Below are 11907 nucleotides of genomic sequence, written 5' to 3'. Positions count from 1 at the left end.
CTTTTGATATCGCCTTTTCGTCTTACGCAATTTTTCGCCGGGCCGATACCTTCTTAAGCAACCAGCTGCAGGGTTGATGCAGCGCTTTTGGAAGGAACCAGAGCAATGAGTATCCGTAGTCTCAATATTGCCCCGCGCGCCGGCCTCGGTTTTGGCCTGTTGGCGCTGATGGTCTTTGCCCTCGGGGCGTTCGCGTTATTGCAAATGTCGAACATGCGCGCGCAGTCCGATGAGGTCGACAACAACTGGCTACCGAGCGTGATGGCGGTGGGCGAGATGAGCCAGGACATGCTGCGCCTGCGTGCGCTGACCATGCGCCTGCTGCTCAATCGCGATCCGCAGGCGCTTGAGCAGAATGTCACCAAGCTCAACGAGCTGCGTGGCGTACTCAGCGAAGCCCAGCAGCGTTATGACGTGCTGATCGTATTGCCCGAGGAGCGCAAGCTGTTCGACCGCTTCAAGGTCGCCGAGCACCAATATCTGGAGCTTCAGGCGCAGGTCATGCAGTTGTCTGCGCAGAATCGAGTGGAGGAGGCGGCGACCATCCTTAATGGCCAGATGAGTCCGTTGGCCGATGAAATCGCCGTCATCCTGCGCGAGCTGGTTGAGATGAACAAGCACAACGCCAATCTTGCCACTGAAGCGGCACGGCTGGTGTTCATCAATTCACGGGTGTGGGTCGGGGTAATGATCGGCGTCACCGCGCTGATCACCATCGGCCTGGCGCTGCTGCTGACCCGCAGCATTGTGCTGCCGCTGGCGCAATCGTTGGGCGTGGCCGAAGTGGTCGCCGGTGGCGATCTGACGGGCGATATCAATATCAGCGGCAAGGACGAGCCGGCGCGCCTGTTACAGGCGCTGAAGAGCATGCAGCACAACCTGCGCGACACGATTCGGCAAATCTCCGAGTCGTCCAGCCAATTGGCCTCAGCCTCTGAAGAATTGAGCTGCGTCACGGAAGACGCCACGCGGGGGTTGCATCAGCAGAGTCTGGAAATCGAACAGGCGGCCACGGCGGTCAATCAGATGACAGCCGCGGTGGAAGAGGTGGCCAGCAATGCGGTGGCCACCTCTGAAGCCTCGCGTGAATCCGATCGCATCGCCCAGCATGGCCGCGAACAGGTGCATCAAACGGTGTTGTCCATCGAATCGCTGGCCGATGATGTGACGGCCAATGCGAACCAGGTGGAGGATCTGGCGCAGAAGGTCTACAGCATCAGCAAAGTCCTGGAGGTGATTCGTTCGATTGCCGAGCAGACCAATCTTCTGGCGCTGAATGCTGCGATTGAGGCGGCGCGGGCCGGTGACGCGGGGCGAGGCTTTGCGGTGGTGGCGGATGAGGTGCGGGCGTTGGCCCATCGCACGCAGCAATCGACTCAAGAGATTGAACAGATGATCGGCGGGATTCAGCAAGGCACCGATTCGGCGGTCAGTTCGATGCAGCAAAGCAATGTGCGGGCGCGTTCGACATTGGAACTGGCCAAAGCGGCAGGCGTGGCGCTGGAGGAGATTGCTTCGGCGTTTACCCTGATCAACGAGCGCAACCTGGTAATCGCCAGCGCTTCGGAGGAGCAGGCGGCGGTGGCGCGGGAGGTGGATCGCAACCTGATGAATATTCGTGATCTGGCGATGCAGACGTCGGCGGGGGCCAATCAGACCAGCGCGGCGAGTCAGGAGTTGTCGCGGCTGGCGGTAGACCTGAACAGCATGGTCGCCAAATTCTCCGTCTGAAATTACCCCTGTAGGAGCTGTCGAGTGAAACGAGGCTGCGATCTTTAAAGATCAGGATCAAAAGATCGCAGCGTGCCGCAGCTCCTACAGGCACAAAAAAGCCCCGCATTTCGCGGGGCTCTTTGTTCTTGCGCTGGATCAGCTGCCTTTAACGGTTTTGCCGTTGACCGTGCCGTCCTGGAGCATGATGTTGTACTCCTTGCCGTCGGTTTCAACCTGTTGCAGGCGAACCAGCAGGTAATCCCAATCCTTGGCGAACCAGAGGACGGTGATGCGCTTGCTTTGTGTCGGGTCGCGTACGCGCTCGACCTTGATCGCGTCGATCTGGCCAGCCTTGGTCTCGACCTTTTCCGAACCCAGCACGCGGAAGTCATAGGTATCGACTTCGCCGTCATCGACCACTTGATAGCTCATGGTCTTTTTGCCGGCAGCCACGTCATGTTGCAGTGCCAGTTGGTAGGTGGACTTGTCGACCATGCCACGGTTCAGCGGGATTTTCACCGCGTCGCCACGGTCGGTGCCGGTGACCATCTTGCTGTTCCAGTCGAAATCCAGATCAGCCTTTTTGGCTTTGCCCAGGCCGCCACGTTCGAAGTGGTAGGACTGCGGCAGCAGGGTGTCTTTGTCCAGGGTCAGGGTGCTTTCTTCACTCAGGCTGGCGATCATCATCGAGGCCTTGAAGCTGAGTTTCCAGACGCCGTTGGCTTCCTTGGTCAGGCTGCGTTCAGCGGTGCCGCTCATGGGCAACTGCTTCCAGTCGGCGGTGTAGCTGGCGGAGAACGGTTGAAGTTCTGCAGCCTGCGCGAAAGGCAGGGTGAGCAGAGCGCAAGCGAAGAGCAGGGCGCGACGCATAATATCTCCTAGTGTCGAATCAAGTGGCCGCTGGCCGCGAGTAACTGGCCATCCAGTAAAGCACCGTGTTCACCGAGTGTCAGTCTGCCTTCGGCAAACCAGCGTACCGCCATCGGATAGATCAGGTGTTCCTGAACGTGAACTCGCTGCGCGAGACTGTGCGGCGTGTCGTGCAACTCTACCGGTAATACTGCCTGTACGACCAGTGGTCCGCCATCGAGTTCCTCGGTGACGAAGTGGACGGAGCAGCCGTGCTCGGTGTCGCCGGCTTCCAGCGCGCGTTGATGAGTGTGTAACCCTTTGTATTTGGGCAGCAGCGACGGGTGAATGTTGAGCAGGCGACCCTGGTAGTGGCGAACGAAGTCAGCGCTGAGAATGCGCATGAAGCCGGCCAGTACCACGAGTTTCGGATTGAATTCGTCGGTCAGTTCGATCAAAGCAGCATCGAAGGCCTCGCGACCTTCGAATGCCTTGTGATCCAGCGAGCGGGTGGCAATACCCGCATCACTGGCGCGCTGCAGGCCGTAGGCGTCGGCGCGGTTGGAAATCACCGCAGCGATGCGAACCGGGCTGTCGCCGGTCCGCGTGCTGTCGATCAAGGCCTGCAAGTTACTGCCGGTGCCGGACAACAGCACCACGACATCACAGGTTGCGGACATTAATGAGCCTTAAGGTTCTGCAGATCAACCTGAGCTGCGCCTTCGGCGGCAGCAGCGATCTGACCGATCACCCAAGGCTGCTCGCCAGCATCACGCAGGGTGTTCAGGGCTACTTCAACGTGTTCCTGAGCCACGCAGATGACCATGCCAACGCCGCAGTTCAGCACGCGGTGCATCTCGGTTTCGTCAACGTTGCCTTTTTCCTGCAGCCAGTCGAACACGGCCGGGCGAGTCCAGCTAGCCACGTCAACCACGGCTTGAGCGCCTTTTGGCAGCACGCGCGGGATGTTGTCGAGCAGGCCGCCGCCGGTGATGTGGGCCATGGCTTTGACCGCGCCGGTGTCTTTGATCAGCTTGAGCAGCGGCTTCACGTAGATGCGGGTCGGGGCCATCAGCAGGTCGGTCAGCGGTTTGCCGTCGAGCTGGATGTTTTCGATGTCGGCACCGGAGACTTCGATGATCTTGCGGATCAGCGAGTAGCCGTTCGAGTGCGGGCCGGACGATGGCAGGGCGATCAGTGCGTCACCGGTGGCAACTTTCGAGCCGTCGATGATTTCAGCTTTTTCCACGACGCCGACGCAGAAGCCGGCCAGGTCGTAGTCTTCGCCTTCGTACATGCCTGGCATTTCAGCGGTTTCGCCGCCGACCAGCGAGCAACCCGACAGTTCGCAGCCAGCGCCGATACCGGTTACCACTTGGGTCGCGGTCTCGACGTTCAGTTTGCCGGTGGCGTAGTAGTCGAGGAAGAACAGTGGCTCAGCGCCGCAGACGACCAGGTCGTTGACGCACATGGCGACCAGGTCGATGCCGATGCTGTCGTGCTTGTTCAGGTTCAGCGCCAGACGCAGCTTAGTGCCAACGCCGTCGGTGCCGGAAACCAGCACTGGCTGCTTGTAGCCGGCCGGGATTTCGCAGAGGGCGCCGAAACCGCCCAGGCCGCCCATGACTTCCGGGCGCGCAGTGCGCTTGGCGACGCTCTTGATGCGTTCGACCAATGCTTCACCGGCGTCGATGTCTACACCGGCGTCCTTGTAGCTCAGGGAGGGTTGCTTGCTCATGATCCAGGCCTTTAGGGGAGGGGATTCAGGGGTAACGACCGAGTTCAGCGGGAACATCGAAATCGAGGGGGCGAGTGCCTCACGCGAGTTTCGAGGTGCCCGGCTGTTGCCGGTCTGCGAAGGCGCGCGATTTTATCAGGCTTGAGGGGCAGCGGCCATCCTCGCACCGACGGGCAGGGCCATATCCGCAGAAATTTTTTGCAATTGAGGCGTATGACTGCCTGTATAAGGTGTGGCGATTAACCGTCTATCGTTATCACTGTGCAAAAACTTATCGCCGCCGTGTGAATGTTTTGCAACGGCCGAGGGTCACAGCCTTGCTTAACCGGTTCATGCGGCCTGTTCCAGCCGCTCCTGTCGACGGGAATTCTCCATGCGTTTTTGTAAATTATTGTTTGTCGGTTGTTTGTCATTGATCAGCCTGGCGAGTCACGCCGAAAACCTCAAAGGCCTTTATCAGGTGCGCGAGCCGGTCAATGGCCAGGCGCCGCAAGAGCGTGATCGCGCTACGCAAGCGGCGCTCGACACGCTGGTGCTGCGCCTGACCGGCGATCCGAAGGCCCCGCAGAACCCGGGGCTGGCGGCGATTCGCAAGGATCCGCAGCAAATCATCAGTCAGTTCGGTTTTGACGCCGGGCCGCCGGAGGTGCTGAAGGTCGATTTCGATCCGGCGACCACCGAGCAGGCGCTGCGTCGCGCCGGCTTGTCGTTGTGGGGCGCCAGTCGGCCGTCGATTCTGAGTTGGTGGCTGAACGATTCGGCTGAGGGTTCAAGCCTGGTCGGTGACGGCCAGGCCGCTGCTGCGCCGTTGCGTACAGCCGCGCAACATCGCGGTTTGCCGCTGCGTTTGCCGCTGGCGGACCTCAGTGAACAACTGGTCGCCACTGCGCCAGCGCTGGAAGGCACCGACGCGGCACCGTTGCGCGGCGCCTCCGAGCGGTACAACGCGGATGCCTTGCTGGCGGTGCATGCGCGCGAAGACGGCGGGCAGTGGCAAGCCAAATGGCACTTGTGGCTGGGCGATCAAAAAGAAGCCGGCAGCGTCCAGGGCGCCGATCAGGCTGCCGTGGCCGACGCGGTGATGCTCGCGGTGGCTGAGCGCCTGGCACCACGCTTTGTTGCCAAGCCTGGCGCTTCGGGTCAGCAGACCCTGGAAGTGCAGGGCATGAATCTTGAGCATTACGCAACGCTGTTGCGGTTACTCGAACCGTTTGGCGTGCGTCTGCAAAGTGTTGACGGCGATCGTATCGTTTATCAGGTCAATGGCAGCGCCGATCAAATGCGCGCGCAATTGTCGCTGGCAAAGTTGCAGGAACTGCCTGCCGAAGCCCCGGTTCCGGTAGCAGCGCCTCAGCCGGCGGTGGCAGGTGCAGCGCCGGTCGCAGTGCCAGCCCCGACACCTGCTGCGCCGTCGTTGCGGTTTCGCTGGTAAGTCTTTCCTTATATAGAAGCAACAGGAGTGGTACATGGCCGATACGCGGCGTTGGTTCTGGCTCGGTGGGGTAGTCCTGCTTTGCACGTTTGTATGGTTGCTGCACCCGATCCTCACGCCGTTCCTGGTGGCGCTGTTGTTGGCGTATCTGTTCGATCCGCTGGTGGATCGCCTGGAGCGGCTCGGTCTGTCGCGAACCTGGGGCGTGATCTCGGTATTTGCCTTGTTCACCCTGATTGTCACGGCGCTGTTGCTGGTGCTGGTGCCGATGCTCGCCAAGCAGCTAGTGCGTTTGTACGAGCTGGCGCCGCAGATGCTCGACTGGCTGCAGCACACCGCACTGCCGTGGGCGCAGGCGAAGCTGGGGCTGTCGGACGGCTTCTGGAAATTCGACAAGGTCAAGGCTGCCATCAGCGAGCACATGGGGCAGACCACCGACATCGTCAGTGTGGTGCTGAGCCAGGCGACGGCGTCGAGCCTTGCACTGATTGGCTGGTTGGCCAATCTGGTGCTGATCCCGGTGGTGAGTTTTTACTTGCTGCGCGACTGGGACGTGATGATGGCGAAGATCCGCAGCCTGTTGCCGCGTGATCGTGAAGAGCGCGTGGTTGCACTGGCGGGTGAGTGTCATGAAGTGCTGGGCGCATTCGTGCGCGGACAGTTGCTGGTGATGCTGGCGCTGGGCGTGATTTATGCGGCGGGCCTGATGATCGTTGGCCTGGAGCTGGGACTGTTGATCGGTTTGATCGCAGGTCTCGCGGCTATCGTGCCGTACATGGGCTTCGTCATTGGCATTGGCGCGGCGCTGATTGCCGGGTTGTTCCAGTTCGGTGGTGATTTGTATCCGATGATCGGGATTGTCGCGGTGTTCATGGTCGGTCAGGCGCTGGAAGGCATGGTGCTGACGCCGTTGCTGGTCGGTGACCGCATCGGTCTGCACCCGGTCGCGGTGATTTTCGCGATTCTGGCGGGTGGCGAACTGTTCGGGTTCACCGGGGTGCTGCTGGCGCTGCCGGTAGCGGCGGTGATCATGGTGCTGGTGCGCCATGTCCACGACTTGTACAAGGATTCCGAAATTTATAGTGGTGTCGACGAACCGGAGTTGTAATACCGGCGGGCGGCCCGGTGGAAGCCGGGTTGGCCCGTGTCTTGCGGGCAATGCTGGCAAGACACCGTCAGAGAATCTGTCATAAAACCAGCGTGTTAACGCAAACCTTTGATTTTGCTTGGACTCTGTCGCATTGTGCGCTCAGCTTCACGGGTATAAACTTCGCAAACTTTACACAGAGGCCACTAACGGTTCCTTGAGAACTGTTCAGTCAGCATGAAACCGATTCAGCTGCCCCTAGGTGTGCGTCTGCGTGACGACGCCACCTTCATCAACTACTACCCAGGCGCCAATGCCGCTGCACTCGGCTATGTCGAGCGCCTATGCGAAGCCGACGCCGGGTGGACAGAAAGCCTGATCTATCTGTGGGGCAAGCACGGCGTAGGGCGTACGCATCTGTTGCAGGCGGCTTGCCTGCGTTTTGAGCAGATGGGTGAGCCGGCAGTCTATCTGCCGTTGGCCGAGTTGATGGATCGCGGTGTTGAAATCCTCGACAACCTTGAACAGTACGAACTGGTTTGCCTGGATGATCTGCAGGTGATTGCCGGCAAGGCTGACTGGGAAGAGGCAATGTTTCATCTGTTCAACCGCTTGCGTGACAGCGGTCGCCGCCTGCTCATCGCGGCCTCCACCTCGCCGCGTGAACTGCCGGTCAAACTGGCCGACTTGAAGTCGCGCCTGACCATGGCGCTGATTTTCCAGATGCGCCCACTCTCCGACGAAGACAAATTGCGTGCCTTGCAGCTGCGCGCATCGCGTCGCGGTTTGCACCTGACCGATGAGGTCGGGCATTTTATTTTGACCCGTGGCACGCGCAGCATGAGTGCGCTGTTTGACCTGCTCGAGCAACTTGATCAGGCCTCTTTGCAGGCGCAACGCAAGCTGACCATCCCCTTCCTCAAAGAAACCCTCGGCTGGTAGTCATCCCTTTTATTCCGGGGCTCTCAGCGGCGTTCGGCATATTTCAGGCGCCAGAAAATCCGCTTTCCTGCACGTGGTGCAGGCCGCGTATCGACTCAAAAGGGCTTAAGCGCTTAGATGTAAACGAGAAACCGAGAAGTCACAAAAAGATCGATTGAATTTGCAAATGAGGCTGATAGCGGGCATAGTCTCGGCTTCTTTACAACTATCAACCACGGTCGTGCCCATGCTAAAGCGCTTCGCACCCCTCGTGCCTCTCGCATTTGTCACCCTGTTGTTCGGTTGCGCTGCTCATTCTCCAGTTCAAGAGCAGCCTCAACAGGTTAAAAATTCTGCCACGGCCCAGTCTTCCGTTATTTACCAGGAAGAGTTGGATACCGAAAAAGAACTCAACGAATTCAACGGCAAGAAGCCTTATCAGCTTCCTGTCCTGGCCGACAGCATCCTCGAACGCGGCATGTCCCTGATCGGTACCCGTTACCGTTTCGGCGGTACCTCCGAAGCCGGTTTCGATTGCAGCGGTTTCATCGGTTACCTGTTCCGCGAAGAAGCCGGCATGAACCTGCCACGCTCCACTCGCGAAATGATCAACGTGGATGCGCCGCTGGTTTCGCGCAGCAACCTTGAGCCGGGCGATCTGCTGTTCTTCGCCACCAACGGTCGTCGCGGTCGTGTCAGTCACGCCGGGATCTACCTGGGTGACAACCAGTTCATCCATTCCAGCAGTCGTCGCAGTGGCGGTGTTCGCATCGATAGCCTGGGTGACAGCTACTGGAACAAGACCTTCATCGAAGCCAAGCGCGCACTCGCGATGGCCCCGACCGTGGTCACCGCTCGCAAGTAATTCCCCCCCGTTGTCGCTGCGTTCGCGGCGACAAACGGTTACGGCAACGGAGTAGACCTAGACTTTACAAGGTGAAGTTAAAGTCTTACTTGAAGTTTGCCGCGTAGCCGCTAGAATCCTGTATCTATATTGATGGCAAACCGCCTGCGTGCTCCGCAGGCGGTTTTGTTTTCTGTCCATCCGGCAGAGAAAGCCGCAGCCAGATCAGGATGTTCTGCTTATGACGATGTCGGCCCGCCTCACTTTGATGCTCTGTGCAGCGCTGCTCAGCGCCTGCGCCAGTCGCACACCGCCGCCTGCGCCGGTAGTTCGCGCGCCGGTCGTGTTCGGCCCCTCTCAATCATTCTCGCCGGCTGCTGAAGACGTGCTGTTTCGCGCGCTTGGCCTGGTTGGTACGCCTTATCGTTGGGGTGGCAATACGCCGGATTCGGGTTTTGATTGCAGTGGCTTGATCGGTTTTGTTTACCGCGACGCAGCCGGTATCTCCCTGCCGCGTTCGACACGTGAGCTGATCGTGATGCAGGCACCGAATGTCGGCAAGGAAGGCTTGCAGACCGGTGACCTGATCTTCTTCGCCACCAATGGCGGCTCGCAGGTCAGTCATGCGGGGATTTACGTTGGTGAAGGGCGCTTCGTGCATGCACCGGCAACGGGCGGCACGGTGAAGCTCGACAGCCTGTCGAAGGCGTATTGGCAGAAGGCCTATCTAAGCGCCAAGCGCGTATTGCAACCTGAGCATCTGGCGCACAACCCATAATCCAACTGCACACAATCCCCTGTAGGAGTGAGCCTGCTCGCGATGGCGTTCATTCAGTCAAAAATGATGTCGACTGATACGACGCTATCGCGAGCAGGCTCACTCCTACATTTGTTTTGGGGCAGGCGCTAAATTATTTGGCAGAAGTTACTCGCCAAACCTTGTTGCCAACATCATCCGCCACCAACAAGCCACCTTGCTGGTCGATCACCACACCCACCGGGCGCCCCAGCGCGTTTTCGTCCTTGTCGAGGAACCCGGTCAGCACATCCACCGGTTTACCGCTCGGCTTGCCGCCGGTAAACGGCACAAAAATCACCTTGTAGCCACTGTGCGGTTTACGGTTCCACGATCCATGCTGGCCGATGAACGCGCCTTCCTTGAACTGCGCTGGCAAGGTGTTGCCTTCGGCGAAGCTCAGGCCGAGCGATGCGGTGTGCGGGCCGACCGCGTAATCCGGGGCGATGGCCTTGGCCACCAGATCCAGATTCTGTGGCGACACTCGAACGTCGACGTGCTGCCCGTAATAACTGAACGGCCAGCCGTAGAAACCGCCGTCCTTCACTGAAGTAATGTAATCCGGCACCAGGTCGCTGCCGATCTCGTCACGCTCGTTGACCGCTGTCCACAGTGCGCCGCTGGTAGGCTCCCAAGCCAGGCCGTTGGGGTTGCGAATGCCCGAAGCGAAAATCCGGTGATTGCCGGTCGCCCGATCGACTTCCCAGATCGCCGCGCGGCCTTCTTCTTTATCCAGGCCGTTCTCACCGACGTTACTGTTTGAGCCGACCGTGACGTACAGCTTATCGCCGTCCTTACTGGCGATGACGTTTTTGGTCCAGTGATGGTTCAACGTGCCGCCGGGCAGATCGGTCACTTTGATTGGCTGCGACTTGATCTCGGTCGCGCCGGGTTCGTAGTGAAAGCGCAACAGGCGATCGGTATCAGCGACATACAAATCATTGCCGACCAGGGTCATGCCAAAGGGCGAATTGAGGTTCTGCAAAAACACCGTGCGCGTCTCGGCCACACCATCGTGATCGGCGTCGCGCAGCAGGGTGATGCGGTTCGGGCTCGGCACGCCGGCCCCAGCCTTGCCCATGACTTTCTTCATGACCCAGCCACGAACGCCGCTGCTGTCGTCGGGTTTCGGCGGTGCATTGGTTTCCGCCACCAGCACATCACCGTTGGGCAGCACGTAGAGCCAGCGCGGATGATCGAGGCCTTCGGCAAATGCCGCGACTTGAGTGCCGACCGCCGCCGTCGGTTTGCCGCCCTCCGGCCAGCCGATCGCCGGGGCGATGTTCACCGTCGGGATCAGGGTCTTGTTCGGTTCGGGCAATTTCGGCGACGGGCCGGTGCCGTCGGTGACTTGCAGGCTGGAGGATTCACCGCAGGCGGCGAGCCCTCCGGCGAGGGCGATGACGAAAACGAGCTGGGGCTTGCGCATTGCTGATCTTCCCTATGAATGCATTCCTAATCATAGAGGAGGTCGCAAGCCCGATGGTTCAACTGCTCAGCCGCGGGCCTCCTTGAACAGCACGGCAATGCCGGGATGATAATTGCCGGCTTCGCTGCGCAATTTGCGGTAGGCGTAGGGGAAATACCAGGCGACCGCGCAGGTGTGTTCCTTTTGCAGGTCGTCGACCATGTCTTGCAGCTCTTCGGGGCTGGCGCTGTGTTGGGCTTTTTGCGGGGCGACAAACAGGCAGCCGAGCTTGAGGTCGCTGGCAAAGCTGATGCGTTTGGCATCGTTGGTAATGTCGAGCAGGGCTTGGGTCAGGTTGAGGTTGGTGACCCGTGGCCAGCGCTGCGTAGCCTGAATGTAAGCGCGATCTTCGGCGCTGGCAATGAACAGGTCGGCGCGGGCATTGCGCTCACCTTCTTCATTCTGTTTGCGCGTGGGCGTGTCGTTCAGGGTGACCAGTTCGGCCATCCACGCCGCTGCCGAGAGCAGGCCGAGATTGGCTTTCTCGTCATGCCAGTACGGTGTGTCGCTGTCGCCGCGTACGGCGTTAAAGCGGTCGATACAGTCAAACCAGCGTTCAAGCAGCGGGCGCAGGAATTCCAGGCGCGGGTTGCTGATGATCATGCCTTGCATCGTCATCATCCTTATTCTTGTGATGGGCTTTTTCGGGAAAAGCATGGCTCTTTGATATCATTTGTATCAGTGTGGCACAAGATTGGCGCCAGATAATTGATCGACGGCAGTTATTCGCCCGATGGCCGCCTCTTTAATTGACGCTCCACCCCCAACCCTCTAACCTTCGCGGCTTGTTTCAGGTGCTCTGTGACCCACGTCGACAGAGTGAAACAGGGAAGCCGGTGAGGGTTGTCTTCAGGTGAAGAACAATCACGATCCCGGCGCTGCCCCCGCAACGGTAAATGAGTAAAAGCTGCGCCTTGAGCCACTGCCTCGACAGAAGCGGGAAGGCGCGCAGCCAGGCCAACGCCGCTCATGAGCCCGGAGACCGGCCTGATCCATCCAGCGGCATCACGGTGGGCGATGCCAGGCTTTTTGCCGTCTATTCTTGTGCCTGCCCGCCGT

General features: G+C 59.6%; 11 protein-coding genes, 1 pseudogene and 1 riboswitch. Of the genes and pseudogenes, 7 read left to right on the top strand and 5 right to left on the bottom strand.

All coding sequences use genetic code 11. The annotated features are described in order from the left end of the window. Positions 1-105: 105 nt before the first annotated feature. Both ACZZ0B_RS17590 and ACZZ0B_RS17585 read left to right on the top strand, forming a co-directional pair. Positions 106-876, top strand: a pseudogene (locus ACZZ0B_RS17590) (MCP four helix bundle domain-containing protein); the annotation flags it as partial. Next, positions 868-1731, top strand: a complete 864-nt coding sequence (locus tag ACZZ0B_RS17585) for a methyl-accepting chemotaxis protein (RefSeq protein WP_440095798.1) — start codon at positions 868-870, stop codon at positions 1729-1731. The pseudogene ACZZ0B_RS17590 and the gene ACZZ0B_RS17585, both read left to right, overlap by 9 nt. Before the next feature lie 138 nt (positions 1732-1869). On the opposite strand, the gene ACZZ0B_RS17580 is transcribed toward ACZZ0B_RS17585, so the two are convergent. From ACZZ0B_RS17580 to purM, 3 genes are read right to left on the bottom strand one after another with little or no spacing between them, the layout of a single operon-like run. Continuing rightward, positions 1870-2583 (bottom strand): DUF3108 domain-containing protein, encoded by a 714-nt coding sequence (locus tag ACZZ0B_RS17580; RefSeq protein WP_008082942.1) that lies wholly within the window; start codon positions 2581-2583, stop codon positions 1870-1872. An 8-nt stretch (positions 2584-2591) separates the two neighbouring features. After that, complete coding sequence (gene purN, locus ACZZ0B_RS17575; protein ID WP_463545878.1) at positions 2592-3242, bottom strand: phosphoribosylglycinamide formyltransferase; 651 nt, start codon at positions 3240-3242, stop codon at positions 2592-2594. Then, on the bottom strand, positions 3242-4300 hold the full coding sequence (purM, locus tag ACZZ0B_RS17570) for a phosphoribosylformylglycinamidine cyclo-ligase (RefSeq protein ID WP_008082936.1): 1059 nt from the start codon (positions 4298-4300) through the stop codon (positions 3242-3244). Before purM ends, purN begins: the two co-directional genes overlap by 1 nt. 373 nt (positions 4301-4673) lie before the next feature. Here purM and ACZZ0B_RS17565 point away from each other — a divergent pair, with 373 nt between their 5' ends. The 5 genes from ACZZ0B_RS17565 (at position 4674) to ACZZ0B_RS17545 (ending at position 9362) form a co-directional block, all read left to right on the top strand. Beyond that, entirely contained in the window at positions 4674-5732 is a 1059-nt protein-coding gene (locus tag ACZZ0B_RS17565; protein ID WP_008082934.1) for a DUF2066 domain-containing protein, read from the top strand. 34 nt (positions 5733-5766) lie between these two features. Then, positions 5767-6840: an AI-2E family transporter gene (locus tag ACZZ0B_RS17560; RefSeq protein ID WP_463545877.1), complete on the top strand. Its 1074-nt coding sequence runs from the start codon at positions 5767-5769 to the stop codon at positions 6838-6840. 216 nt (positions 6841-7056) lie between these two features. Then, a complete protein-coding gene (hda, locus tag ACZZ0B_RS17555) occupies positions 7057-7761 on the top strand; it encodes a DnaA regulatory inactivator Hda (protein ID WP_008082931.1) in 705 nt (234 codons plus the stop codon). Positions 7762-7987: 226 nt separating this feature from the next. Continuing rightward, entirely contained in the window at positions 7988-8605 is a 618-nt protein-coding gene (locus tag ACZZ0B_RS17550) for a C40 family peptidase (RefSeq protein WP_008082930.1), read from the top strand. A gap of 220 nt (positions 8606-8825) precedes the next feature. After that, positions 8826-9362, top strand: coding sequence for a C40 family peptidase (locus ACZZ0B_RS17545; RefSeq protein ID WP_008082929.1), 537 nt, complete (start codon positions 8826-8828; stop codon positions 9360-9362). 133 nt (positions 9363-9495) lie between these two features. Here ACZZ0B_RS17545 and ACZZ0B_RS17540 read toward each other — a convergent pair whose 3' ends face one another. Both ACZZ0B_RS17540 and ACZZ0B_RS17535 read right to left on the bottom strand, forming a co-directional pair. Further along, positions 9496-10809: a PQQ-dependent sugar dehydrogenase gene (locus tag ACZZ0B_RS17540; RefSeq protein ID WP_463545876.1), complete on the bottom strand. Its 1314-nt coding sequence runs from the start codon at positions 10807-10809 to the stop codon at positions 9496-9498. 66 nt (positions 10810-10875) lie between these two features. After that, entirely contained in the window at positions 10876-11460 is a 585-nt protein-coding gene (locus ACZZ0B_RS17535; RefSeq protein ID WP_008082926.1) for a hypothetical protein, read from the bottom strand. A gap of 163 nt (positions 11461-11623) precedes the next feature. Further along, positions 11624-11853: riboswitch (cobalamin riboswitch) on the top strand. Positions 11854-11907 lie beyond the last annotated feature (54 nt).

The sequence above is a fragment of the Pseudomonas sp. AC247 genome (assembly GCF_979258015.1).
The sequence above is the reverse complement of the archived record's forward strand: the minus strand, read 5'-3'. Positions and strand labels throughout refer to the sequence as shown.

Bases quoted from the DNA above. Each gene is read 5' to 3' on its own strand.
- ACZZ0B_RS17550 (WP_008082930.1), top strand. From the start codon at position 7,988: ATGCTAAAGCGCTTCGCACCCCTCGTGCCTCTCGCATTTGTCACCCTG.
- ACZZ0B_RS17560 (WP_463545877.1), top strand. From the start codon at position 5,767: ATGGCCGATACGCGGCGTTGGTTCTGGCTCGGTGGGGTAGTCCTGCTT.
- ACZZ0B_RS17565 (WP_008082934.1), top strand. From the start codon at position 4,674: ATGCGTTTTTGTAAATTATTGTTTGTCGGTTGTTTGTCATTGATCAGC.
- ACZZ0B_RS17540 (WP_463545876.1), bottom strand. From the start codon at position 10,809: ATGCGCAAGCCCCAGCTCGTTTTCGTCATCGCCCTCGCCGGAGGGCTC.
- purN (WP_463545878.1), bottom strand. From the start codon at position 3,242: ATGTCCGCAACCTGTGATGTCGTGGTGCTGTTGTCCGGCACCGGCAGT.
- ACZZ0B_RS17535 (WP_008082926.1), bottom strand. From the start codon at position 11,460: ATGCAAGGCATGATCATCAGCAACCCGCGCCTGGAATTCCTGCGCCCG.
- ACZZ0B_RS17545 (WP_008082929.1), top strand. From the start codon at position 8,826: ATGACGATGTCGGCCCGCCTCACTTTGATGCTCTGTGCAGCGCTGCTC.
- ACZZ0B_RS17580 (WP_008082942.1), bottom strand. From the start codon at position 2,583: ATGCGTCGCGCCCTGCTCTTCGCTTGCGCTCTGCTCACCCTGCCTTTC.
- purM (WP_008082936.1), bottom strand. From the start codon at position 4,300: ATGAGCAAGCAACCCTCCCTGAGCTACAAGGACGCCGGTGTAGACATC.
- ACZZ0B_RS17585 (WP_440095798.1), top strand. From the start codon at position 868: ATGCAGCACAACCTGCGCGACACGATTCGGCAAATCTCCGAGTCGTCC.
- hda (WP_008082931.1), top strand. From the start codon at position 7,057: ATGAAACCGATTCAGCTGCCCCTAGGTGTGCGTCTGCGTGACGACGCC.